This is a genomic window from Pseudomonas sp. S3_C06 (assembly GCF_054667675.1).
The window spans coordinates 5,155,140-5,179,739 of record NZ_CP162747.1; the positions used below are offsets into that span (position 1 = coordinate 5,155,140).

General features: G+C 59.5%; 21 protein-coding genes and 1 pseudogene. 17 read left to right on the forward strand and 5 right to left on the reverse strand.

Annotated features, from left to right (window positions below; translation table 11 throughout):
• Positions 1-347: 347 nt before the first annotated feature.
• The 7 genes and pseudogenes from prfB to AB4N44_RS22835 all read left to right on the forward strand — a co-directional run bounded on the left by prfB (position 348) and on the right by AB4N44_RS22835 (position 7,296).
• Positions 348-1,443, forward strand: a protein-coding gene (gene prfB, locus AB4N44_RS22805) for a peptide chain release factor 2 (protein WP_105707287.1) whose coding sequence is annotated in 2 segments (ribosomal slippage) — positions 348-419 and positions 421-1,443 — 1,095 coding nt in all. Because the reading frame shifts where the segments join, the coding sequence is not laid out codon by codon here.
• Between the two features lie 113 nt (positions 1,444-1,556).
• On the forward strand, positions 1,557-3,059 hold the full coding sequence (lysS, locus tag AB4N44_RS22810) for a lysine--tRNA ligase (protein WP_122591277.1): 1,503 nt from the start codon (positions 1,557-1,559) through the stop codon (positions 3,057-3,059).
• 105 nt (positions 3,060-3,164) lie between these two features.
• Positions 3,165-3,878, forward strand: coding sequence for a TetR/AcrR family transcriptional regulator (locus tag AB4N44_RS22815; RefSeq protein ID WP_127925976.1), 714 nt, complete (start codon positions 3,165-3,167; stop codon positions 3,876-3,878).
• A 156-nt stretch (positions 3,879-4,034) separates the two neighbouring features.
• Positions 4,035-4,589, forward strand: a complete 555-nt coding sequence (locus AB4N44_RS22820; protein WP_150749467.1) for a hypothetical protein — start codon at positions 4,035-4,037, stop codon at positions 4,587-4,589.
• Positions 4,590-4,622: 33 nt separating this feature from the next.
• Entirely contained in the window at positions 4,623-5,900 is a 1,278-nt protein-coding gene (locus AB4N44_RS22825; RefSeq protein ID WP_127925978.1) for a flavohemoglobin expression-modulating QEGLA motif protein, read from the forward strand.
• A gap of 165 nt (positions 5,901-6,065) precedes the next feature.
• A pseudogene (locus AB4N44_RS22830) lies at positions 6,066-6,970 on the forward strand (alpha/beta hydrolase).
• The gene (locus AB4N44_RS22835; RefSeq protein WP_460107385.1) at positions 6,967-7,296 is read left to right on the forward strand and encodes a hypothetical protein; all 330 of its coding nucleotides are present in this window, start codon (positions 6,967-6,969) and stop codon (positions 7,294-7,296) included. Before AB4N44_RS22830 ends, AB4N44_RS22835 begins: the two are co-directional and overlap by 4 nt.
• A 346-nt stretch (positions 7,297-7,642) precedes the next feature.
• Here the strand turns inward: AB4N44_RS22835 and AB4N44_RS22840 are convergent, their stop codons facing one another.
• The 3 genes from AB4N44_RS22840 to AB4N44_RS22850 form a co-directional block, all read right to left on the reverse strand.
• Positions 7,643-8,431 (reverse strand): OmpA family protein, encoded by a 789-nt coding sequence (locus AB4N44_RS22840; RefSeq protein ID WP_038357819.1) that lies wholly within the window; start codon positions 8,429-8,431, stop codon positions 7,643-7,645.
• Between the two features lie 55 nt (positions 8,432-8,486).
• Positions 8,487-8,891 carry a DUF4398 domain-containing protein gene (locus AB4N44_RS22845; RefSeq protein ID WP_034154861.1) on the reverse strand — a complete coding sequence of 135 codons (405 nt, stop codon included), beginning with the start codon at positions 8,889-8,891 and terminating at the stop codon, positions 8,487-8,489.
• 377 nt (positions 8,892-9,268) lie between these two features.
• Positions 9,269-9,613 carry a hypothetical protein gene (locus AB4N44_RS22850; RefSeq protein ID WP_008078374.1) on the reverse strand — a complete coding sequence of 115 codons (345 nt, stop codon included), beginning with the start codon at positions 9,611-9,613 and terminating at the stop codon, positions 9,269-9,271.
• 213 nt (positions 9,614-9,826) lie between these two features.
• Here AB4N44_RS22850 and ppc point away from each other — a divergent pair, with 213 nt between their 5' ends.
• The 7 genes from ppc to AB4N44_RS22885 all read left to right on the forward strand — a co-directional run bounded on the left by ppc (position 9,827) and on the right by AB4N44_RS22885 (position 17,153).
• Entirely contained in the window at positions 9,827-12,457 is a 2,631-nt protein-coding gene (ppc, locus tag AB4N44_RS22855; RefSeq protein ID WP_150749465.1) for a phosphoenolpyruvate carboxylase, read from the forward strand.
• 300 nt (positions 12,458-12,757) lie between these two features.
• Positions 12,758-13,408, forward strand: coding sequence for an adenylate kinase (adk, locus tag AB4N44_RS22860; RefSeq protein WP_034154864.1), 651 nt, complete (start codon positions 12,758-12,760; stop codon positions 13,406-13,408).
• 93 nt (positions 13,409-13,501) lie between these two features.
• Positions 13,502-14,176: a tRNA (adenosine(37)-N6)-threonylcarbamoyltransferase complex dimerization subunit type 1 TsaB gene (gene tsaB / locus AB4N44_RS22865; RefSeq protein WP_460107380.1), complete on the forward strand. Its 675-nt coding sequence runs from the start codon at positions 13,502-13,504 to the stop codon at positions 14,174-14,176.
• 256 nt (positions 14,177-14,432) lie between these two features.
• Positions 14,433-14,744: a hypothetical protein gene (locus AB4N44_RS22870; protein WP_460107378.1), complete on the forward strand. Its 312-nt coding sequence runs from the start codon at positions 14,433-14,435 to the stop codon at positions 14,742-14,744.
• The gene (locus AB4N44_RS22875) at positions 14,744-15,604 is read left to right on the forward strand and encodes a DUF72 domain-containing protein (RefSeq protein WP_460107375.1); all 861 of its coding nucleotides are present in this window, start codon (positions 14,744-14,746) and stop codon (positions 15,602-15,604) included. The genes AB4N44_RS22870 and AB4N44_RS22875 overlap by 1 nt, the downstream gene beginning before the upstream one ends.
• A gap of 32 nt (positions 15,605-15,636) precedes the next feature.
• Positions 15,637-16,458 (forward strand): isocitrate lyase/PEP mutase family protein, encoded by an 822-nt coding sequence (locus AB4N44_RS22880; protein WP_460107373.1) that lies wholly within the window; start codon positions 15,637-15,639, stop codon positions 16,456-16,458.
• A gap of 2 nt (positions 16,459-16,460) precedes the next feature.
• A complete protein-coding gene (locus tag AB4N44_RS22885; RefSeq protein WP_316917731.1) occupies positions 16,461-17,153 on the forward strand; it encodes an extensin-like domain-containing protein in 693 nt (230 codons plus the stop codon).
• Positions 17,154-17,156: 3 nt separating this feature from the next.
• On the opposite strand, the gene AB4N44_RS22890 is transcribed toward AB4N44_RS22885, so the two are convergent.
• On the reverse strand, positions 17,157-17,777 hold the full coding sequence (locus AB4N44_RS22890; RefSeq protein ID WP_460107370.1) for an energy transducer TonB: 621 nt from the start codon (positions 17,775-17,777) through the stop codon (positions 17,157-17,159).
• A 92-nt stretch (positions 17,778-17,869) separates the two neighbouring features.
• Here AB4N44_RS22890 and AB4N44_RS22895 point away from each other — a divergent pair, with 92 nt between their 5' ends.
• A complete protein-coding gene (locus AB4N44_RS22895) occupies positions 17,870-18,652 on the forward strand; it encodes a class I SAM-dependent methyltransferase (RefSeq protein WP_460107369.1) in 783 nt (260 codons plus the stop codon).
• Positions 18,653-18,757: 105 nt separating this feature from the next.
• Here AB4N44_RS22895 and AB4N44_RS22900 read toward each other — a convergent pair whose 3' ends face one another.
• Positions 18,758-19,393, reverse strand: a complete 636-nt coding sequence (locus AB4N44_RS22900) for a TetR/AcrR family transcriptional regulator (RefSeq protein WP_460107367.1) — start codon at positions 19,391-19,393, stop codon at positions 18,758-18,760.
• Positions 19,394-19,487: 94 nt separating this feature from the next.
• Between AB4N44_RS22900 and AB4N44_RS22905 the strand changes: the two genes are divergently transcribed.
• Positions 19,488-20,588 carry an efflux RND transporter periplasmic adaptor subunit gene (locus AB4N44_RS22905; protein ID WP_123594900.1) on the forward strand — a complete coding sequence of 367 codons (1,101 nt, stop codon included), beginning with the start codon at positions 19,488-19,490 and terminating at the stop codon, positions 20,586-20,588.
• Between the two features lie 6 nt (positions 20,589-20,594).
• Positions 20,595-23,663: an efflux RND transporter permease subunit gene (locus tag AB4N44_RS22910; RefSeq protein ID WP_127925990.1), complete on the forward strand. Its 3,069-nt coding sequence runs from the start codon at positions 20,595-20,597 to the stop codon at positions 23,661-23,663.
• The last annotated feature ends 937 nt before the right edge of the window (positions 23,664-24,600 follow it).

Genomic DNA, 24,600 nt, shown 5'->3' on the forward strand with positions numbered 1-24,600 from the left:
ATTTCCGCCTGAAAGCCTTGGCGATCATGGATTCGGCAAAGTCCTTTCACGTCGGCGTATCTCCCGAACATCCACCGATCGGTCCCCTCTACCTCTGGGAGAGGGTGAGGGCAGGCCCATACGCCAATTTCCGCCTGAAAGCCTTGGCGATCTTGGATTCGGCAAAGCCCTTTCACGTCGGCGTACCTCCCGAACATCCCCCAATCAATCCCCTCTACCTCTGGGAGAGGGTTAGGGTGAGGGCAAAGGCTTTAATGATCCCCACACCCGCCAGACGGGCTGCCGTCACAGCCTGATTACGTTATACTCGCCGGCTTTCAAAAGTTCGCCAACGAGTGCTGCCCGTCATGGAAATCAACCCGATCCTGAACACCATCAAGGACCTGTCCGAGCGCTCCGAAACTATTCGGGGGTATCTTTGACTACGATCAAAAGCATGAGCGTCTGACCGAAGTCAATCGCGAGCTTGAAGATCCGAGCGTCTGGAACAAACCTGAATACGCCCAGGAACTGGGTCGCGAGCGCGCTGCGCTGGCACAGATCGTCGACACCCTCGATGAACTGAACGCCGGTCTGGCCGATTGCCGCGACCTGCTGGACATGGCCGTCGAAGAAAACGACGAAGGCGCAGTGGGCGATGTCGTCGCCGAGCTGGCCCGTCTCGAGGAAAATCTGGCCAAGCTGGAATTCCGCCGCATGTTCAGCCATGAAATGGACCCGAACAACGCGTACCTGGACATCCAGGCCGGTTCCGGCGGCACTGAAGCCCAGGACTGGGCCAACATCCTGCTGCGCATGTACCTGCGCTGGGCGGACAAACGCGGTTTCGATGCCACCATCATGGAACTGTCCGCCGGTGAAGTCGCCGGTATCAAAGGTGCGACTGTGCATATCAAGGGCGAATACGCCTTTGGCTGGCTGCGTACCGAGATCGGCGTACACCGTCTGGTGCGCAAGAGCCCGTTCGACTCCGGCAACCGTCGTCACACTTCGTTCTCCGCGGTTTTCGTTTCGCCAGAGATTGACGACAAGGTGGAAATCGAAATCAACCCGGCAGACCTGCGGATCGACACCTATCGTTCCTCCGGTGCCGGTGGTCAGCACGTAAACACCACAGACTCGGCTGTACGTATCACCCACGTACCGACCAACACCGTGGTCAGCTGCCAGAACGAACGTTCCCAGCACGCCAACAAGGACACCGCCATGAAAATGCTGCGGGCCAAGTTGTACGAGCAGGAAATGCAGAAACGCAACGCCGCGTCGCAAGCGCTGGAAGACACCAAGTCGGACATCGGCTGGGGTCACCAGATTCGCTCGTACGTGCTCGATGCGTCGCGGATCAAGGATCTGCGCACCAACATCGAACGCAGCGACTGCGACAAGGTACTCGACGGCGACATCGACGAATACCTGTATGCCAGCCTGAAATCCGGGCTGTAAAAGACGCAATACAGCATCGGCTGATTCAACCCGATCCCTGTAGGAGCCAGCCTGCTGGCGATCCCCGGGCCGCAACGCCCGGGGGCAACGAACCTGATGGAATATCTAAAGACATGAGCGACCAACAACTCGACCCGCAAGCCCTGCAACAGGAAGAAAACTCCCTGATCGCCCTGCGCAAGGAAAAGCTGGCTGCCGAGCGCGCCAAGGGCAACGCCTTCCCGAACGACTTCCGCCGCGACAACTACTGCGATGCCTTGCAGAAACAGTACGCGGACAAGACCAAGGAAGAGCTGGCCGAGGCTGCAATTCCGGTCAAGGTTGCCGGTCGCATCATGCTCAACCGTGGCTCGTTCATGGTGATCCAGGACATGACCGGTCGCATCCAGGTCTACGTCAACCGTAAAACCCTGTCGGAAGACACCCTGGCCGCGGTGAAAACCTGGGACATGGGCGACATCATCGCCGCTGAAGGCACCCTGGCGCGTTCCGGCAAGGGCGACCTGTACGTTGAGATGACCAGCGTGCGTCTGCTGACCAAATCGCTGCGTCCGCTGCCGGACAAGCACCACGGCCTGACCGACACCGAACAGCGCTACCGCCAGCGCTACGTTGACCTGATCGTCAACGAAGAAGTGCGTCAGACCTTCCGCGTCCGTTCGCAAGTGATCGCGCACATCCGCAGCTTCCTGATGAAGCGCGACTTCCTCGAAGTCGAAACGCCGATGCTGCAGACCATTCCGGGCGGCGCCGCGGCCAAACCGTTCGAAACCCACCACAACGCGCTGGACATGGAAATGTTCCTGCGTATCGCGCCAGAGTTGTACCTGAAGCGCCTGGTGGTCGGTGGTTTTGAAAAGGTCTTCGAGATCAACCGCAACTTCCGTAACGAAGGCGTTTCGACTCGTCACAACCCAGAATTCACCATGTTGGAGTTCTACCAAGCGTACGCCGACTACGAAGACAACATGGACCTGACCGAAGAACTGTTCCGTGAGCTGGCGCAGTTGGTACTGGGCAGCACCGACGTGCCGTACGGCGACAAGGTGTTCCACTTCGGCGAGCCGTTCGTACGCCTGTCGGTGTTCGACTCGATCCTCAAGTACAACCCTGAGCTGACCGCCGATGATCTGAACGACATCGACAAGGCGCGCGCCATCGCCAAGAAGGCCGGCGCCAAGGTGCTGGGCTTCGAAGGTCTGGGCAAACTGCAGGTGATGATTTTCGAAGAACTGGTCGAGCACAAGCTGGAACAGCCGCACTTCATTACCCAGTACCCGTTCGAAGTGTCGCCACTGGCACGTCGCAACGACGACAACCCGAACGTCACCGACCGCTTCGAGCTGTTCATCGGTGGCCGTGAAATCGCCAACGCCTACTCCGAGTTGAACGACGCGGAAGACCAGGCCGAGCGCTTCATGGCGCAGGTGGCCGACAAGGACGCCGGCGACGATGAAGCCATGCACTACGACGCCGACTTCGTGCGCGCGCTGGAGTACGGCATGCCGCCAACGGCCGGTGAAGGCATCGGCATCGATCGTCTGGTGATGTTGTTGACCAACTCGCCGTCGATCCGCGATGTGATCCTGTTCCCGCACATGCGACCGCAAGCGTAAACGTTTCAGTTAAAAAGCCGCCTAAAACAGGCGGCTTTTTATTGCCTGTCTGGTACAAATGTATCAATTGGTTAATTTTGCAATAGCAGAGGAAGTTCTGTCGTGATGGGTGCAATAGCTCAAGAGGGTGCAGCGGGTATCGCCACTGCGGTCGCTGAAAGTGTTCAGTACCAGGGTCGCAAGGCCAGCCGACAGGGCAGTGAGCAGCGTCGACAGGACATTCTCGACGCGGCGATGCGCATTGTCGTGCGTGACGGCGTGCGTGCCGTGCGCCACCGCGCAGTGGCCGCCGAGGCCGGCGTGCCGTTGTCGGCGACCACCTACTACTTCAAGGACATCGACGACCTGCTCACCGATACCTTCGCCCAATATGTCGAGCGCAGTGCGGCGTACATGGCCAAGTTGTGGGTCAACAACGAAGGTTTGCTGCGCGAGATGGTGGTCAGCGGTGACGGCAGCCCGGAGTCGCGTTCGCAACTGGCCGACGACATTGCGCGGTTGATGGCGGATTATGTACACCGTCAATTGCTTAACCGTCGCGAGCATTTGATGGCCGAGCAGGCGTTTCGCCAGGAAGCGCTGCTCAATCCGCGTCTGGCAATTCTGGTGCGCTCGCATCAGCAGATTCTGTTGCAGGGCACCTGCCAGTTGTTTCAGGTATTGGGCTCGCGTGAACCGCAGCAAGATGCCAAGGTGTTGACGGCGATTATCGGACGGATGGAATATCAGGGCCTGCTCAACGACGCCGAGCCTTTGGCCGAAGAGGACATGCTCGGCATTCTGACGCGCTACATGCACCTGGTGCTCGCGTCGGTGTAATCCGCTGTTGCTTCACTCTGTGGGAGCGAGCCTGCTCGCGAATGCGGTCTGACATTCAACATCTCTGTTGCCTGACACACCGCTTTCGCGAGCAGGCTCGCTCCCACAGGTTCAGTGGTGTATTCAAGGGCGGCGAATGTTCATAGGGAGTTCTGAATGAAAGCCTGGCGTGGTGTGCTGATCGCCTTGTCGTTCCTGCTGCTCAGTGGCTGTCTGGTGACGTTCAAGGAACCGCTGGCCGCCAGTGACCCGGCGCCCAAGGGCTTGCTCGGCAAATGGTCGAGCACCAATGCCTGGGGCGAGCCGATGAACCTTGAGCTGACGCGCCTGGGCAATGACCGCTATCAGGCCGTCACCTACTTCAAGGCCAAGCCCCGTGAACGCGAAGCCTATCCGTTCACCGTGTCGCGCCATGGCAACCGCTGGTATCTGTCGGCGAAAGTCCCGGCGCGGTTTGGCGGCCACTACACCATCGCCGGTTTCGAACTCACCGATAAACACGAACTGGTGGTTTATAACCTCGACCTCGAGCAGATCAACCAGGCGATCAAACAAAAAGCCCTCGACGGTCAGGCCTTCCAGACCGACGATGGCGACGGCGTGCATGTCGACAGTAACCTCGACAAGGTCTTTGCTTACCTCGACGATCCGGCCAATTCCGATGTCTTTGTCGAAGCCGTGCGCTACCAGCGCCAGGCCCGCGCCCAATAATTCACTACGTCAGGTTTTCTACAGGAGTTTCGGGTGGACGATTACCAGCAGTCGATACGCATATTGTCCGACCGCATTGTGCTGGCGCAGACACCGATCCGTGTGCTCGACGCGGTCAAGTGGGACGAGAACATCCGCAAGGGCTTCCTCAAGGCCAAAGGCAAGGAAATGCCGGCGGTGGATCGTGACTATTACCTCAATCGGCCGCTGAGTTTCGATTCGAGCAAGGTCAAACTGGAATTCCAGAACATCGAGCGTGACATCACCCGTCAGCTCGGCCAGTTCAACCCGGTCGGGCAGATCATGCGGCGCATGTGCAAGGAATACCGCATGGTGGTGCGCATGCTCGAAGCGCGCGGCACCGAGGATTTCGGGTTGATCTCGCAAGAGCTGTACGGCGCTGCGTCCGATGCCTTCCACGCCGGTGACCCGACGCTGGCCGACCTCGGCCTGATGATGTCTGACTATCTGAACAATATCGACGGCCGTGGCGACCTCAAGGACGAACCGAAAACCCTCACCGCCAAAGACGCCGTGCACTTGCTGCAAACCCGTCTGAACAAGGTGTTCGGCGAGGCCGAGGAAACCATTCGCGTATTCGAGTCCGACGGCATCGTCGCCGACGCAGCGGCCGGTGCGGATTACATCAAGATCCGTACCGACGCGATGTTCAACGATCGCGACGTGCGTGCGCTGGAAGTCCACGAGGGTCTGGTCCACGTCGGCACCACGCTCAATGGTCTCAATCAGCCGATCTGCACCTTCCTCTCCAAAGGCCCGCCCTCGTCGACGGTGACTCAGGAAGGCCTGGCGATCCTGATGGAAATCATCACTTTTGCCTCCTACCCGAGTCGTCTGCGCAAACTGACCAACCGCACCCGCGCGATTCACATGGTCGAGGAGGGAGCGGACTTCCTGCAGGTGTTCGAGTTCTTCCGCGAACAGGGTTTCGAGATGGCCGAAAGCTACGGCAACGCCAGCCGGGTTTTCCGTGGATCGACGCCGACCGGTCTGCCATTTACCAAAGACTTGTCCTATCTCAAGGGCTTTATCATGGTTTACAACTACATTCAGTTGGCTGTGCGTAAAGGCAAGCTTGAGCAGATTCCGTTGTTGTTCTGCGGCAAGACCACGCTGGAAGACATGCGGACCTTGCGCCAGTTGGTGGATGAAGGATTGGTAGTGCCACCGAAGTATCTGCCGGACCAGTTCCGCGATTTGAATGCGTTGTCGGCGTGGATGTGCTTCTCCAACTTCCTCAACCATTTGAGCCTGGACCGGATCGAAGCGGATTACTCCAATATCCTTTGAGCAACTGATATTCCCTGTGGGAGCGAGCCTGCTCGCGAATGCGATTTCACATTCAACATTAATGTTGGCTGACACACCGCTTTCGCGAGCAGGCTCGCTCCCACAGGGTTCTTTATTGCCACAATTATTGTGTTCCAACCCGAATTTTTTGCGAGGTTTCACCGGATGAGAATCCTCGGCATCATCTGCCTGCTATTGACCCTCGGCGGTTGCAGCTCTTTGTTGTTCTACCCCGAGCCGGGCCAGATTTTCACCCCGGAAAAAGCCAAACTCGAATACCGCACCGTCACGCTGGTCACGGCTGACGGGTTGAAGCTCAACGCCTGGTGGCTGCCGGCCAAACCCGGTGTCGAGGTCAAGGGCACCGTCCTGCACCTGCACGGCAACGGCGGTAATCTGCCGATGCACCTCGGTGGCAGTTGGTGGCTGCCGAAAAATGGCTATCAAGTGCTGTTGGTGGACTATCGCGGCTATGGCTTGTCCGAGGGCGAGCCGAGTTTGCCGGCGATCTATCAGGACATCGATGCCGCGTTCGCCTGGTTGGACAAAGCGCCCGAGGTCAAAGGCAAGCCGCTGATTCTTCTCGGTCAGAGCCTCGGTGGTTCGATGGCCGTGCATTGGCTGGTGCAGCATCCCGAGCGACAGAAACAGCTCAAGGCTTTGGTGCTCGACGGCGTGCCCGCCAGCTATCGCAGCGTCGGCCAATACGCCCTCAGTACCTCGTGGCTGACCTGGCCATTTCAGGTGCCGCTGTCGTGGCTGGTGCCGGACGGCGACAGCGCGATCAACTCGATGCCGCAGCTCAACGGCGTGCCGAAACTGATTTTCCACAGCATCGACGATCCGCTGGTACCACTTTCCAACGGCATCCGCCTGTATCAGGCTGCGCCGCCACCGCGCGTGCTGCAACTGACTCGCGGCGGTCATGTGCAGACCTTCGGCGATCCGGTGTGGCGTCAGGTCATGCTGCGCTACCTCGACGATCCCGAGCACTTCAACGGCCTGCGCCGTCTCGGCGAAATCCCCAATTACCCGACCCCCCGAATTCTGAAAACGAGAGTCCGCAATGACTGAAGAACGTAACGCCATCCCGCTGATCATCACCGGTATTTGCAGCATCCTCGGCACCGTCGGGGTGCTGTGGTACTACGGCTACCTGCACTTTGCCAAACCCGAGGATGCGTTGTTGCTCAATGAATTCACCATGCTCAAGACCGTGCCGGGCGAAGACTACAAAGTCTCGCTCACCCCGGCGCCGCAAGTGGCGCAGTGCATTGATGGCGTGCTGGTGTTGTTCGATACCGAGCAGAAAGGTTTGACCGGTGTGCTGATTAACGCTCAGAAAAAAGCCGTGCGCTGCATGGGCGAAGAGACCCCGCAGAAGCTGCAAGAGTGATTCTGCAGGTTCAGCCCTCACCCTAACCCTCTCCCAGAGGGAGAGGGGACTGACCGAGGTGTTCTTTCGCTATACGCCGACCTGATCCATCGTGTCGAACACAAATTCTGAAAGCACTACGAATCGGCTCCCTCTCCCTCGGGAGAGGGCTGGGGTGAGGGGCTGCTATTTCAGCCCGCACAAAAAAGCCCAGCCTGATCCATCGTGTCGAACACAAATTCTGAAAGCACTACAAATCGGCTCCCTCTCCCTCGGGAGAGGGCTGGGGTGAGGGGCCGCGATTTCAGCGCCACAAAAAAGCCCCGCCTGATCACTCAGACGGGGCTTTTGCGTTACAGCCTGAAGCTTAGTTCGAGCTGACTGCCGAACGTGGCATCACTGGCTGGTTGTCGTTGGAAATGGTCACTTCCACACGACGGTTCATCGCACGGCCGGAAACACTGCCGTTCTCGGCAACCGGGTATTCCTTGCCATAGCCTTGGGTGACGATACGCGCTGGATCAACGCCCATTTTCACCAGCGCGGTGCGCACGGAGTTGGCGCGACGCTCGGACAGCGACTGATTGTGGCTGGCAGTACCGGTGCTGTCGGTGTAGCCCTCGACGATCACTTTGCGATCCGGGTTTTCCTGAAGGAATTGCGCCAGTTTGTTGATGTTCACCAGACCGCTGGATTTCAGGTCGGCACGGTCAGTGGCGAACAGCACGTCACCGAAAGTCACCAGCGTACCGCGATCGGTCTGCTTGGCGTTCAGGCTGTCCTGCAGCTGTTTGATCTGCTGATCACGCGCATCCAGACGCGCCTGGGCACGTTGGGCTGCAGCATTCTTCAGATTGTTTTCAGCGGTGCGCAGGGCGATGGTCTGCTTGGCCACTTCCACGCGCTGGTTGGTCAGGTAGGCCAGTTGGTCAACCTTGGCCGCGTCTTGCTTGTCCAGATAAGCCTTGTCGGCCTTGTCCAGGTAGTCGCTGGCGTCTTTGGTTTCCAGTGCTGCGACTTTGCTCGCCTGTGGGTTGGCTTGCAGGCCGGCGTAGTTGGTGCGCGCCTGTTCCAGGTTCGGGTTCGGCGGGGTAGAGCAGGCAGCCAGAGCGACGCTTGCGGCCAGAAGAGCGGGGATCATCAGTTGCTTACGCATAATTTGTCGTCCTTTCTATCGATAAAAGTTTCAGCGTTGCTATCGGGATGCGCGCTTACTGCACGGTGCGCTGACTTTCCTGACGCAGTTCCTGAACACCTTTCTGGGAATCCTTCACAGCCTGTTCGGCTTTTGCCGCCTGAGCCTTGCGTTCGGCGACGCGAGCGTCCCACTCGGCTTGCTCGGACAGGGTGCGCGCTTCGTCATACTTCTTGTCGTGCATGGCGATTTCGGCTTGTTTCAGTTTGTCCTGCGCCTGCTTCATCTCAACCGCAGCGAACTCGGTACCGCCGGCGCTGACAGCGCTGTTCACGGCCGATTGGGTCACGGCGTATTGCTCGGTCGGTGGGTTACCGGCGCAACCGGCCAGCACGAAGCTGGTGCCGATGGCCAGAGCCGCCAGTTTCAGACCGCGCAGGTGGGTAAACGAGGTTTGGTTTTTCATGGTCTTCAACTCCATTAGGCATCTCCTGAAAACATCTGAATCCATCCTGGTCGAGGAGCCGCAAGCGACGTGTGAAAGCGCGTTTTTGAAACGCTCGTTCCAGGCGTGGTTACAGGTTCCGACCGGCGGGATTTTTCAAAAGTTCAGAAAAGATGGCCTATCGCCAAAAAATATTTTGACCGAATGGACAAGGCTCTAAAGCGGGAACTTTGGCGGCAGAGAGTGGTACGCGCGGGGTTTCAAGACGCCGAAAGCACATCGATTTTCAGCTTGAAATACCATCCCTGTAGGAGTGAGCCAGCTCGCGATGGCGTTGTATCAGACAACAAAAATGTTGAATGAAAAACTGCTATCGCGAGCAGGCTCACTCCTACAGTTTGATCTAGGTTGTGTCAGTGTTTTTGCTTGCCGGCAGCCGCCGAGAGGTCATGCAAATGCCGGCGCGACAACGCCAGAAACCGCGGCGTCGGCCCAACATCCTCATACAACGGATCACCTTCCTCATCGGTCGCCACCACCGTCGAACCCTTCACATACGGCAGGCTCGCTTCAAACTCTTCAAGGGCTGCGCCAATCAGTTCGCCGAGCAGCTCTTCGGCATGCCGTTTGGGGTACATCTCGGCAATCGCTGCCAGTCGCGCAGCCGCTTCAACGTCCAGGTGAATCGTGTAGCCAGTGTCGGTCAGGCGACCTTTGGCGTTTTCTTCCCAATGCTGGGCGAGTTCACGAATTTTCATGATGACCTCATTTCGCGCCTGCTCATGGCAGGCCTGGGTGTGTGTCCGGCAGCGTCGGCGGCAAGCCGTTGTACGGCTTACTGTTGAGACTAGCTTTCGCCCGCAAGGTTTAACGTCCCTTCGTCGGCTGCTTGTAAGAAGCGGCGTAGAGCGGCACTCTCTAGGTCATGCACTCGTTTCTAAGCCGTCCGGATTACTGCTGGGGAATTGCTGATGACCGATATTGATGCACGCTTGCGCGAAGACGTTCACCTGCTCGGAGAGCTGTTGGGCAACACCATTCGAGACCAGTACGGCGAGGCCTTCCTCGACAAGATCGAGCAGATTCGCAAGGGCGCCAAGGCCGATCGCCGGGGCTCGATGGATGCTGAACTGAGCGCCAGCCTCAATCAATTGAGCGAAGACGAATTGCTCCCGGTGGCGAGGGCGTTCAACCAGTTTCTCAATCTGGCGAACATCGCCGAGCAATATCAGTTGATCCATCGCCGCGAAGAATCGCAGCCGGCGCCGTTCGAATCCCGTGTGCTGCCGGAATTGCTCGCGCGTTTGCGCAATGAAGGCCACAGCGCCGAATCCCTGGCGAGGCAATTGTCGCGACTGGAAATTGAATTGGTGCTGACCGCGCACCCGACCGAAGTGGCGCGGCGCACGCTGATCCAGAAGTACGACGCGATCGCCGGGCAACTCGCTGCGCAGGATCATCGCGACCTGACCAGCGCCGAACGCGAACAGATTCAAAACACCCTGCAACGGCTGATTGCCGAAGCCTGGCACACCGAAGAAATCCGCCGCACGCGCCCGACGCCGGTCGACGAAGCCAAGTGGGGCTTCGCGGTGATCGAGCATTCGCTGTGGCAGGCGATCCCCAACCATATGCGCAAGGCCGACAAGGCCTTGCATGAAGCGACCGGCCTGCGTCTGCCACTGGAAGCGGCGCCGATTCGCTTCGCTTCGTGGATGGGCGGCGACCGTGATGGCAACCCCAACGTCACCGCCGCGGTGACTCGCGAAGTGCTACTGCTGGCGCGCTGGATGGCCGCCGATTTGTACCTGCGCGATGTCGATCATCTTGCGGCTGAACTGTCGATGCAGCAGGCCAGCGATGCCCTCAAAGCCAAGGCTGGCGACAGCGCCGAACCGTATCGTGCGGTGCTCAAACAACTGCGCGAACGCCTGCGCGCGACGCGCAACTGGGCACACGCCGCGCTGACCGCACCGACGCCAGCGCCGTCTGATGTGCTGAGCAACAACCGTGATCTGCTCGATCCGCTGGAGCTGTGCTTCAACTCGCTGCACGAGTGTGGCATGGGTGTGATCGCCGATGGCCCGCTGCTTGATTGTCTGCGTCGGGCGGTGACATTCGGCTTGTTCCTCGTGCGTCTGGATGTGCGTCAGGACTCGTCGCGCCACAGCTCGGCGATGACCGAAATCACTGATTACCTCGGCCTCGGCCGCTACGAAGACTGGGACGAAGAGCAGCGCATCGCTTTCCTCACCCGCGAACTGAGCAACCGTCGGCCATTGCTGCCGGCGCACTTCAAGCCTTCTGCTGATACCGCTGAAGTACTCAACACCTGCAAGGAAATCGCCGCCGCGCCGGGTGCGTCGCTCGGCTCCTACGTGATCTCCATGGCCGGCGCTGCTTCCGATGTGCTTGCCGTGCAACTGCTGCTCAAAGAGTCCGGCGTGTTGCGGCCGATGCGCGTGGTGCCGCTGTTCGAAACCCTCGCCGACCTCGACAACGCCGGGCCGGTGATGGAGCGCTTGTTGCTGCTGCCGGGCTACCGTGCACGGCTGCAAGGTCCGCAGGAAGTGATGATCGGCTATTCCGACTCGGCCAAGGACGCCGGCACCACCGCAGCGGCTTGGGCGCAATATCGCGCGCAGGAACGTTTGGTGGAAATCTGCCGCGAGCAGCAAGTCGAATTGTTGTTGTTCCATGGTCGCGGCGGCACTGTTGGTCGTGGCGGTGGCCCGGCGCACGCGGCGATTCTGTCGCAGCCGCCGGGATCGGTGGCGGGGCGTTTCCGCACCACCGAGCAGGGCGAAATGATTCGATTCAAATTCGGCCTGCCAGATATCGCCGAACAAAACCTCAATCTGTATCTGGCGGCGGTGCTTGAAGCGACTTTGCTGCCGCCACCGCCGCCAACGCCTGAGTGGCGCCATCTGATGGATGAGTTGGCGGCTGACGGTGTCAGTGCTTATCGCCAGGTCGTGCGGGAAAATCCGCAATTCGTCGAGTACTTCCGCCAGTCCACGCCGGAGCAGGAACTGGGGCGTTTACCGCTCGGTAGTCGCCCGGCCAAGCGTCGCGCGGGCGGCATAGAAAGTCTGCGAGCGATCCCGTGGATTTTTGGCTGGACGCAAACGCGGTTGATGCTGCCAGCGTGGCTGGGTTGGGAGTCGGCGCTGAGCAAAGCACTGGAGCGCGGCGAAGGCGAATTGCTCGGGCAGATGCGTGAACAATGGCCGTTCTTCCGCACTCGTATCGACATGCTCGAAATGGTCTTGGCCAAGGCTGATGCGGATATCGCATTGTCCTACGATCAGCGTCTGGTCGAGCCGGACTTGCTGCCGTTGGGCGCGCAATTACGCGACCTATTGTCGCAGGCGTGTGCGGTGGTGCTCGGCCTGACTGGCCAGTCGCAGCTGCTGGCACATAGCCCTGACACCCTCGAATTCATCCGTTTGCGCAACACCTACCTCGACCCGCTGCATCTTTTGCAGGCCGAATTGCTGGCCCGCTCGCGGCAACAGGAGGTCGAGCAGGGCAGCCCGGTGGAACAGGCATTGCTGGTGTCTGTGGCGGGGATTGCCGCCGGTTTGCGAAATACCGGCTAACGTTTTTGTCGTGGCGTGCGGCATCGGCAACAAACGCCGGATGCCGCTTTGCCTCTCGGCGCAAAGTGCCGCCAGGCGACAGTTAATGATGGGGTTGCGACTTGGGTTACCGCGTCGCAAGGTCGCGGGGGGCTTCGGTTTCTCCGACTTTTGGCGTCTTGTGTGGGCGCAGCCTGCTGTGTATCTTGATCAGCCTTTGGCCGTTTGTGCGGCCACGACCCGTATTTTCAGGATTCGTCCCAAGCGGCGAATCCTTTGTTTTGTAAAAGCTTTTTATAAAAAAATTGAGGAGCACATCTAATGCGCGTCATTCTGCTGGGAGCTCCCGGGGCCGGTAAAGGTACTCAGGCTAAGTTCATCACCGAAAAATTCGGCATTCCACAAATTTCCACCGGCGACATGCTGCGTGCAGCGGTCAAGGCCGGTACTCCACTGGGCGTTCAAGCCAAGAGCATCATGGATGCCGGCGGTCTGGTGTCGGATGACCTGATCATCGCACTGGTTCAGGACCGTATCGCTCAGCCAGACTGCGCCAACGGCTTCCTGTTCGACGGCTTCCCGCGCACCATTCCGCAGGCTGAAGCCCTGGTGACTGCCGGTGTTGAGCTGGATGCCGTGGTTGAAATCGCTGTTGAAGACGAAGAAATCGTTCAACGCATCGCCGGTCGTCGTGTTCACGAAGCCAGCGGCCGCGTTTACCACATCGTCTACAACCCGCCGAAAATCGCTGGCAAAGACGACATCACCGGCGAAGAACTGGTACAGCGCAAGGACGACACTGAAGAAACCGTGCGTCATCGCCTGTCGGTCTACCATTCGCAGACCAAGCCGCTGGTGGAGTTCTATCAGAACCTGTCCGCGAAAAACGCTGGCAAGCCGAAGTACAGCCACATCCCGGGCGTTGGTTCGGTCGATGCGATCACCGCCAAGGTGCTGGCCGCGCTGAGCTGAAAAGTCTGAACCGCAGCATCATCCACGGCCCGCTTGCGGGCCGTAGTTGTTTATACTGACGCACTTTTTCCCACCCCTGTTTTGGAAACATCGATGAGCACCTTGCTGGCCCTGGACACCGCGACTGAAGCTTGCTCCGTTGCTTTGCTGCATGACGGCAAGGTCACGAGCCATTACGAGGTGATCCCGCGCCTGCACGCGCAGAAGCTGCTGCCGATGATCCAGCAACTGCTGGCTGACGCAGGCACCACGTTGCAGGCGGTCGATGCGATTGCCTTCGGTCGCGGGCCGGGTGCATTCACCGGGGTGCGTATTGCCATTGGTGTGGTGCAAGGTTTGGCGTTTGCGCTGGATCGTCCGGTGTTGCCGGTGTCCAACCTCGCAGTGCTGGCGCAGCGAGCGTTGCGTGAACATGGCGTGAGCCAGGTCGCGGCGGCCATCGATGCGCGGATGGATGAAGTGTATTGGGGCTGCTACCGCGAGACGGCAGGGGAGATGCGTCTGGTGGGCGCCGAAGCGGTGCTGCCGCCGGAAGTCGCGGCGCTGCCGGCCGATGCCAGTGGCGAGTGGTTCGGTGCCGGCACCGGTTGGGGTTATGCCGAGCGGATCGCGATCAATCTGAGCGGCTCGGATGCAGGCATGTTGCCCCACGCCGAGGATCTGCTGACTCTGGCGCGCTTCGCTTGGGAGCGTGGCGAATCGATTCCGGCGGACGACGCGCAACCGGTTTACCTGCGCGACAAAGTAGCCACCCCGAAAGCCCGCTGATTCACCACTTTACCTGTGGGAGCGAGCTTGCTCGCGAAGGCGTCGGGTCAGCCTATATCAATGTTGAATGTGCTGAACTCTTCGCGAGCAAGCTCGCTCCCACAGGGAATTAAGTCGCCCGCGAATCCGCCAATCGTCAGTTTCTAACCCCTCGTTTTAAACCTTTTGCGCTTTATGTGTTCTAGTTATCACTCGGCGATTTGCTAAGTCGGTCAGGTGCCGCTAAATTGCCATCATCGATACCGAGCATGAAATTATGCGTATAGACGGCCTTTCCTCTCAGTCCTACCCCATCAAGCGCAAGCCTCGTAAAGGCAATGCGGCGCTGGATGAGTCCGTCGACGATATCGACGGCGAGCTGGAATTTCCGACTGAAGAGCAAATGGCTGCCCGCGCTGCTGCCAAAGGCGCCGCGCAACGCCTGAGCAATCTGCCCGCCCGTCAACAAGACATGATTTACCACCGTGCGATGAAAAAGAGCGTAGCCATGGCCCTGGCCAGCTACCTGAGCACCGCCGGTTTTGTCGATTGGGATGCAGACGTGCTGGGCCTCGATCTGTACATCTGATGGATCTGCCTTACTACCTCGGTTGCCCGTCCTGGAGCGAAAATGCCTGGCGCGAGTATCTGTACCCGGTAGACGCCAAAACCGCCGATTTCCTCGGTCTCTATTCGCAAGTGTTCAACGCCGTTGAAGGCAACACGACCTTCTACGCCAGCCCGTCGCCGGCCACCGTGCAGCGTTGGGCCGAGGTGATGCCCGAACACTTTCGCTTCACCGCCAAATTTCCCGGCGACATCAGCCACAGCGGTGATCTGCGCGAGCAACTGACCGCCGCCGATACCTTCCTGCAATTACTCAAACCCCTCGGCCAGCGTGTCTCGCCGCTGTGGTTGCAACTGTCGAAAAGCTTTACGCCGCATCGCGTGCCGGAACTGGCAGCGTTCATTGATGCGCTGGATTGCCCGTTGGCGGTGGAAGTGCGGCATGAACAGTTCTTCGCCAAGGGCGAGAGCGAACGCCTGCTGAATCGCCTGCTGCTGGATCGTGGTGTCGAGCGCATTTGCCTTGATCCGCGTGCGCTGTTCAGCTGCCTGTCGACCGAGTCTTCGGTGATTCACGCGCAATCGAAAAAGCCGCGAGTGCCGACACGCCCGGCGGCATTTACGCAATTTCCGCAGGTGCGCTTCATTGGCCATCCAGAGCTTGAGGCCAACGACCCGTTTCTGCTGCCGTGGGTGGCTAAAATCGCCGAGTGGATCGAAGAGGGGCGCACGCCGTATATCTTCCTGCACACCGCCGACAACCTGTTGGCGGCAAAACTGGCGCAACGTTTTCACGCACAACTGATGCAACGTTTGCCTGGCCTGCCGGCCCTGCCTGAGCTATACAGAGAACCCGCTGCGGAGCAACTTGGCCTGCTCTGAGGCGGATTTTTTTCCTGCCCTGGAGCCTGCCGATGGATGCCCAAGCCCTTAAAGCACACGCCTTCAAAGCCCTGCATGAACGTCCGGGGATTTTCGTCATTCCCAATCCGTGGGATGCGGGGTCGGCGAAAATGCTCGCCAGTCTCGGCTATCAGGCCTTGGCAACGACCAGCGCCGGTTATGCGTTTTCCCAGGGCAAGGCCGATGGTGCGTTGAGTCTCGACGAGACCCTGGCCAATGTCCGCGCGATTGTCGCGGCCACCGATTTGCCGGTGGCGGTGGATCTGGAAAACGGTTTTGCCGATGACCCGGCCGAGGCTGCAAAAAGCCTGATTCGCGCAGCAGAGTCGGGTGCGGTCGGTGGTTCGATCGAAGACGCCACGGGCCGCGCGGAGGCGCCGATCTATTGTTTCGAACACGCCGTGGCGCGCATCGAAGCCGCTGTTGCTGCGGTGCGCACGCTACCATTTCCCTTCATCCTCACCGCGCGTGCGGAAAACTATCTGCACGGCAATCCCGACATCAACGACACCATCCGCCGCTTGCAGGCCTTCGCCGAAGCAGGCGCCGACGTGCTGTACGCGCCAGGGTTGCGCAACGCCGAAGAAGTGCTGGCGGTGGTGCGCGCGGTGGCGCCGAAACCGGTCAATGTGCTGATGTCCGGCGGTTTGAAACTGACCGTGCAGGAGCTGGAGGAAATGGGCGTGCGCCGCATCAGTACTGGTTCGGCGCTGGCGTTGGCGGCGTTCGGCGAATTTTTTCGCGCCGCTGAAGAGATCCAGCAATCGGGCACGTTCGGCTTTACCTCGCAGTCGATGCCGTACGCCAAGGCCAATCAGTTCTTCAAGGGTTGAGCATGGGGCGATGGATTGCGCTAAGCGTCCTGTTGATCATCGGCGGCGCGTTGATCAGTGTCTGGCGCGGTTGGCTGGATGTGCCGCCAGAATGGAATCCATGGGCGCCGCTGGATGTGCAAGCCGCGCCCAACTGGCTGACCGGTTACAAGCTGATGCGCTTGCGCAGTGATCCTGAGCTCTGCGCCCAGGCGTTAAGCAGTTCCGATCTGCGCGTCACACCTCAATCCGACAGCCCCGACGCCAAGTGCCCACTGATCGGCGCATTACGCGTGCAGGGCGGTGAGGTGGCGCTGAGCAGCAGTTTCCTCGCCAGTTGCCCATTGGCGGTCGCCTACGCGATGTTCGAGCACCATTCGCTGCAACCCGCCGCACAGTCGGTTTACGGTCAGAAAGTCGCGCGAGTCGATCACCTCGGCAGCTTCGCCTGTCGCAATGTCTACAACCGCGAAAGCGGGGCGCTCAGCCGTCACGCCAGCGCCGATGCATTGGACATCGCCGGTTTTCGTCTGGCCGACGGTCGCAGTATCAGCGTGCTCAAGGATTGGCCGAAGCAAAATCAGGACGCGCAGTTTCTCCGTCAGGTGCGCGACGGTGCCTGCGAGGCGTTCAGCGTGGTGTTGAGTCCGGATTACAACGCCGCCCATCGCAATCACTTTCATGTCGATGTCGGGCGCTGGAGCGTGTGTCGCTGAGCGTTAAGCGGCGAGGCGCAGGTTCTGCAGAACGATCGGACGTGCCCAGCCGTTATCGAAGTCCAGCGCTTTCTGTTGCTCGACGATTTCTTCCGGCGGGAACGGCGGGTAAGGCTTTTGCAGCAGATCCAGATCGAACTCGGCAATCGGCAGGTACAGCGGTTTCTTCTGCGGTGCCGGGCCTGGCTCTGGTGTCGGCTGGCCATTGTTGATCACCACCGGACGCACCCAGCTGCTGTCGAAATCCTGTTGCTCTTGCTGAGCCTTGAGTTCTTCAGGTGGGAAAGGAGGGCATGGCTTGTCCAGCAGGTCCATTTCGAATTCGGCGATCGGCAGGAACAATGGCTCCGGCGGACGCACTTCAGTTTCGACCACATCGCACTCACGCTGACTGACGATGTGCGCGTGCAACTCGCTGCCGATAGTCGGCTCTTCCGGGCTGCTCAGGTCAACTGGCGGAAACGTACCGCAGGCAGGCACCACTTCACTCGTCTGTTCGGCCATCGCCTGGGCAAAGAAATCCTGCCACAGGTGACTGACGCCGCTCAGTGCTTGAGTGTTGTGACGGCTAAAGTCGCCATGGGGCGAGATGTAGCCAATCGATGTGGGAAGAATGCCTGACATTTTTTTCGGTTGACGCTCAGCTCTGGCAAAATGCGCGTTGAATGAGTTATCGGCGGTTTTTGCCGGTCCTTGAATTTTTGAGCGTGTTTTCCATGATTGAGCAACCCGCGGCCTGCCGCATCCATGTTCAGGCCCTCGGCCCGACGTTTGAAGCGCAAGCCGAGCAGTGGGCCGAGCGTCTGGGCCTGCCGCTTGAAGTGGCGGACGGCGAATTTGCCTTGCAGGTCGGCGAGCTGGGTTTGCAGCTGCAACAGCTCGGCCCGGACGCACCGGGGCCGGTGCGCGTCGACTTCGTTGAGGGCGGCGCGGCGCATCGGCGTTTATACGGGGGCGGCAGCGGGCAGATGATCGCCAAGGCTGTCGGCATTGCTCAAGGCGTGCGCCCGCGTGTGCTGGATGCCACGGCGGGGTTGGGCAAGGATGCGTTTGTGCTGGCCAGCCTCGGATGCGAAATGAGCCTGATCGAGCGCCAGCCATTGATTGGTGCGCTGCTGGAGGACGGTCTGGCGCGCGCGGCGGAAGATTTCGACGTGGCCCCGATCGTGGCGCGAATGAAATTGCTCAAGGGCAATTCCATCGAAGTCATGCAGAACTGGGAAGGTGAGCCGCCGCAGGTGATTTATCTCGACCCGATGTTTCCGCATCGCGAGAAGACCGCGCTGGTGAAGAAGGAAATGCGTCTGTTCCGGCCGCTGGTGGGCGATGATCCGGATGCGCCGGCGTTGTTGCAGGCGGCGCTGACCTTGGCGACGCACCGGGTAGTGGTCAAGCGACCGCGCAAGGCGCCGTGCATTGAGGGGCCGAAGCCGAGTCATGCGCTGGATGGCAAATCGAGCCGCTATGACATCTATCCGAAGAAAGCGCTAAAACCCTAAGACCGAGTCGCTGCTATTCGCGAGCAGGCTCGCTCCCACCTTGGAATGCATTTCAACTGTGGGAGCGAGCCTGCTCGCGAAGGCGTCCCCCCAGACACCACAGAATCAGGGGCGATAGGCGCGCATAAACAAAGCCACCACTTCCTCGATATGGCTCTCTGCAGCCTCTTCGCTCAACGGCTCCCCACAGCCATACAACAGCCGGAAATTTCCCGCACCCTTGATCAGGCAAAAGAAATGCTCGGCGGCATTGCGCGGCAGATCGATGCTCAGCACGCCCGTCTCGTGGATGCGCGTCAAAAGCCGCTCCATGCCCTGCACCATGCGCTGCGGGCCGGCCTCGAAGAAGATCAGTGACAGCTTCGGGTCCTGACTGCCCAGCGCCATGATCAAGCGGTGCAAGTTCACCGATTCATCGCTGTTGATCAGGTGATGAAAGCCTCGCGCAATGTTCAGCAACACATTTTCCACGGCGATGCCTTCAGGCAATTCGAAGAACAGTGGCGGTAATTGCTCTTCGCATTTGGCCACCACGGCGGCGGAGAACAGCGTCTCCTTGTCGTTGAAATGGCTGTAGACCGTCAGCTTCGACACGCCGGCCTCGCTGGCGACCGCGTCCATGCTGGTGTTGGCGTAGCCATGACTCAGAAACAGAATTTTCGCCGCGTCGAGGATGGCCTGGCGCTTGGCCAGATCCTTGGGGCGGCCCGGACCGTTTGGAGTTGAAAGATTGTTCGACATTCTTCGCTTTTAATACTGGACTGGTGAGTTTGCTATTAATACCATACCCGCCAGTATAATTATTCCAAGCACCATTAGCGAAAGGTCCGTCACCATGTTCCGCCATGCGTTGTCCCTCGCGTTGCCAGTGAGTCTGGCGTTCCTTTTGTCAGCGTGTGGTCAGGAAGAGGCGACGCAAGTCACCGTGCGACCGGCCATGGTGGTGCAGCCAGAGCCTTCGGCGCAGGCGATGGAAAGTTATCCGGGCGAGGTTCGCGCTCGCTACGAACCCGATCTGGCCTTCCGCATTGGCGGCAAAGTCAGCCGACGACTGGTCGATGAGGGCCAGCGGGTGAAGGCTGATCAGCCACTCGCCGAGCTCGATCCGCAGGACGTGCGCCTGCAACTGGAAGCCACCCGCGCCCAGGTCGCCGCCGCCGAAGCCAATCTCAATCTGGTGCGTGCCGAGCGCGATCGCTACAAGACCCTGATGGATCGGCAGATGGTCAGCCGCTCGGCTTACGACAATGCCGAAAATCTTTACCGCTCCGGTGAAGCCCGCCTCAAACAAATCAAAGCCGAATTCAACGTATCGACCAATCAGGCCAGTTACGCCGTGCTGCGTGCGCCGCAGGATGGCGTGGTGGCCAAGCGTTCGGTCGAGGTGGGGCAGGTGGTTGCCGCCGGGCAAACCGTATTCACCTTGGCCACTGATGGCGAGCGCGAAGTGTTGATCAGCCTGCCGGAGCAGAGCTTCGGGCGCTTCAAGGTCGGTCAGCCAGTGACGGTTGAATTGTGGACGCAGCAAAACCAGCGATTTGCCGGGCAGATCCGCGAACTGTCGCCCGCCGCCGATCCACGCTCACGCACCTTTGCTGCACGTATTTCCTTCACCGGCGGCAAAGTCCCGGCCGAACTGGGCCAGAGTGCCCGGGTGTTCGTGCAATCGGCTGACAGCGTTTCCCTGTCGGTGCCGCTTTCGGCACTCACCGCGGAAAACGGCGCGACCTACGTGTGGGTCGTCAACGGCAACAACACCTTGAAGAAAACCCCGGTGCGCATCGGTCCGTTCGGCGAGAAAAGCGTACCGGTGCTCGAAGGCTTGAACGCCAGCGACTGGGTGGTGGCCGCCGGTGTGCATGTGTTGCTTGAAGGGCAGCAGGTGCGTCCGGTGGATCGCTCCAACCGTGTGGTCAATCTGGCGGACAAGGAGTAAGCCCCGATGCGCTTCAACCTTTCCGAATGGGCGCTGCGTAATCGCCAGATCGTACTGTTCCTGATGCTTTTGCTGGCCATCGTTGGTGCGTTGTCCTACACCAAGCTCGGCCAGAGTGAAGACCCGCCGTTCACCTTCAAGGCCATGGTGATTCAAACCCGCTGGCCGGGGGCGACCGCGCAGGAAGTCTCGCGGCAGGTCACCGAACGCATCGAAAAGAAACTGATGGAAACCGGTGAGTACGAACGCATTGTGTCGTTCTCGCGCCCCGGTGAATCCCAGGTGACATTCATTGCCCGCGACTCGATGCACTCCAAGGAAATTCCCGACCTCTGGTATCAGGTGCGCAAGAAGGTCAGTGATATTCGCCAGACCTTGCCGCCGGACATACAGGGGCCGTTCTTCAACGATGAATTCGGTACCACGTTCGGCAATATCTATGCGCTGACCGGCGACGGTTTCGATTACGCGGTGCTCAAGGATTACGCCGACCGTATCCAGATCCAGCTGCAACGGGTCAAGGATGTTGGCAAGGTTGACCTGCTTGGTTTGCAGGATGAGAAAATCTGGGTCGAGCTGTCCAACGTCAAACTGGCAACGCTCGGCTTGCCGCTGGCGGCGGTGCAACAAGCGCTGCAAGAGCAGAACGCGGTGTCGACCGCGGGGTTCTTTGAAACCGGTAGCGAGCGTTTGCAACTACGAGTCTCAGGGAATTTTCAGACGGTCGAGGAGATAAAAAACTTCCCGATCCGCGTCGGTGATCGTACGTTCCGCATCTCCGATGTCGCCGATGTGCGTCGCGGGTTCAACGATCCACCGGCGCCGCGCATGCGCTTCATGGGCGAAGACGCGATTGGTCTGGCGGTAGCGATGAAGGATGGCGGCGACATTCTGGTGCTGGGTAAAGCGCTGGAAGGCGAGTTCTCGCGCATCCAGAAAAACCTCCCGGCCGGTATGCAATTGCGCAAGGTTTCCGATCAACCGGCGGCGGTGAAAACCGGGGTCGGCGAGTTTGTTCAGGTACTGGTCGAAGCGCTGGCGATTGTCTTGCTGGTGAGCTTCTTCTCCCTCGGCGTGCGCACCGGCATGGTGGTGGCGCTGACCATTCCGCTGGTGCTGGCGATGACTTTCGCCTGCATGTATTACCTCGGCATCGGCCTGCACAAGATCTCCCTTGGCGCGTTGGTGTTGGCGCTTGGCTTGTTGGTGGACGACGCGATCATCGCCGTGGAAATGATGGCGATCAAAATGGAGCAGGGCTTTGATCGCATCCGCGCGGCGAGTTATGCCTGGACCAGCACCGCGTTCCCGATGCTCACCGGCACATTGATCACTGCCGCCGGGTTTCTGCCGATTGCCACGGCGCAGTCCGGCACTGGCGAATACACCCGCTCGATCTTCCAGGTTGTCACAATTGCGCTGCTCGCTTCGTGGGTGGCGGCGGTGATGTTTGTGCCGTATCTGGGGGAAAAACTCCTGCCGGATCTGGCGAAAATTCATGCGGCCAAACATGGCACTGGCGACGGTCAGCCGGATCCGTATGGCACGCCGTTCTATCAGCGGGTCCGGCGTTTGGTGGAGTGGTGCGTGGCGCATCGCAAGACCGTAATCGTGCTGACGGTGGGGCTGTTTATCGCCTCGGTGATGTTGTTCCGTTTCGTCCCGCAGCAGTTCTTCCCGGCCTCCAATCGACTGGAGTTGATGGTCGATCTGAAATTGGCTGAAGGCGCGTCGCTGGCCAATACCACCGGTGAGGTGAAACGGCTGGAGGCGATGCTCAAGGATCATGCGGGCATCGACAATTATGTGGCCTATGTTGGCACCGGTTCGCCGCGTTTCTACCTGCCGCTGGATCAGCAGTTGCCGGCGGCGAGCTTCGCGCAGTTTGTGGTGTTGGCGAAAACCATCGAAGAGCGTGAGGCGCTGCGCAGATGGTTGATCGAAACGCTTAACGAGCAATTTCCTGCATTGCGTTCGCGGGTTACACGCTTGGAAAACGGTCCGCCGGTTGGCTATCCGGTGCAGTTCCGCGTCACCGGCGAACACATCGAAGAGGTCCGCGCGTTGGCGCGCAAAGTGGCGGCCAAGGTTCGCGAGAATCCGCATGTGGTCAATGTGCATCTGGATTGGGAAGAGCCGAGCAAGGTTGTTTACCTGAATATCGATCAGGATCGCGCCCGGGCGTTGGGTGTGAGCACGGCCAATCTGGCGAAATTCCTGCAGAGTTCGTTGACCGGGTCGAGTGTCAGTCAGTATCGCGAAGACAACGAATTGATCGAGATTCTGCTGCGCGGCACGGTGCATGAGCGCACTGAATTGTCGTTGTTGCCGAGTCTGGCGGTGCCGACGGATAACGGCCGCAGCGTGGCGTTGTCGCAGATTGCTACCCTTGAATATGGCTTTGAGGAGGGGATTATCTGGCACCGCAATCGTCTGCCGAACGTGACCGTGCGGGCGGATATTTATGGCAAGGAACAGCCGGCGACGCTGGTGAAGCAGATCATGCCGACGCTGGATTCGATTCGCGCCGAGTTGCCCGATGGTTATCTGTTGGATGTCGGCGGCACGGTGGAGGATTCCGAGCGTGGGCAGAAGTCGGTGAATGCCGGGGTGCCGATGTTTATTGTCGTGGTGCTGACGTTACTGATGGTGCAGTTGCGCAGTTTTTCGCGCACGGCGATGGTGTTTTTGACGGCGCCGTTGGGGTTGATCGGGGTGGTGCTGTTTTTGATGGTGTTCCGCCAGCCGTTCGGGTTTGTGGCGATGTTGGGGACGATTGCGTTGTCGGGGATGATCATGCGCAATTCGGTAATTCTGGTGGATCAGATTGAGCAGGATATCAAGTCCGGGCTTAAGCCTTGGCAGGCGATTATCGAGGCTACGGTTCGACGCTTCAGGCCGATTGTGTTGACGGCGTTGGCGGCGGTGCTGGCGATGATTCCGTTGTCGCGGAGTGTGTTTTTCGGGCCGATGGCGGTGGCGATCATGGGGGGGTTGATTGTTGCGACCGCGTTGACGCTGTTGTTTTTGCCGGCGTTGTATGCGGCTTGGTTCAGGGTTCGGCGCGAGGCTTGATCCTTTGTTTGACGTGGCGGCCTTCGGGCCGACCATGTTCTTGGGGTTTTGGGTGAATATCCGTTTTTGTGGGTGCTGCCGCTGGCGGTTTCGCTTTTACAGCGAGTCCCTTTGGCAAACGCCCCAAAGGAACCAAAGGTCTGTGCCCTGACGTTCGGCCCGCTCGCTGGGGCTCGGGGTTCCTTCGCTCCGGGATCGATCCGGGGGCATCGCCTACGGTTTGCTTCGCTGCACCTCCTTTCGATGTGTTCGACTTCGTCGAACGGTCGCTGCGCTCCCCCCCCGGATCAATCCCTCCACTCAGCCTGCCGACGGGCTTCCAGATCAAGATCAAAAGCTGCAGCCGAGCTAACGCTCATCCTGTTGAGTGGTGAGGAGCAGAAGCGATCTGCTCTTGCTCTTTTGTGGGAGCGAGCCAGCTCGCGAAGGCGGCCTGATAGCCGACCTGTTTTTTGCAGATGTACGCAATCCAACTGTAGGAGTGAGCCTGCTCGCGATGAGGTCCTGACAGCCGCCCAATCTCTACCGGCATACACCCAATCCAATTGTGGGAGCTGGCTTGCCAGCGATGGCGGCCTGACAGCCGACCTGTTTTCTGCAGGTGTACTCAATCCAACTGTAGGAGTGAGCCTGCTCGCGAAGGCGGCCTGACAGCCGACCTGTTTTCTGCAGGTGTACTCAATTCAACTGTGGGAGCGAGCCTGCTCGCGAAGGCGGCCTGACAGCCGACCCGTTTTTTGCAGGTGTACTCCATTTAACTGTAGGAGTGACCCTGCTGGCGATGACGATCGGACAGGCAAAATTGTTTAACCGTGTTGCGAAAATACAGAACCTTCCCACAAGGTTTTCAGGTTGTCCGTCGGAAGCGCGATCTCTAGGCTAGGTCTGTCGCTGCAAAAATCAGCGACCGGGTTTCGCAGCCCGGTTAAACTTCAGA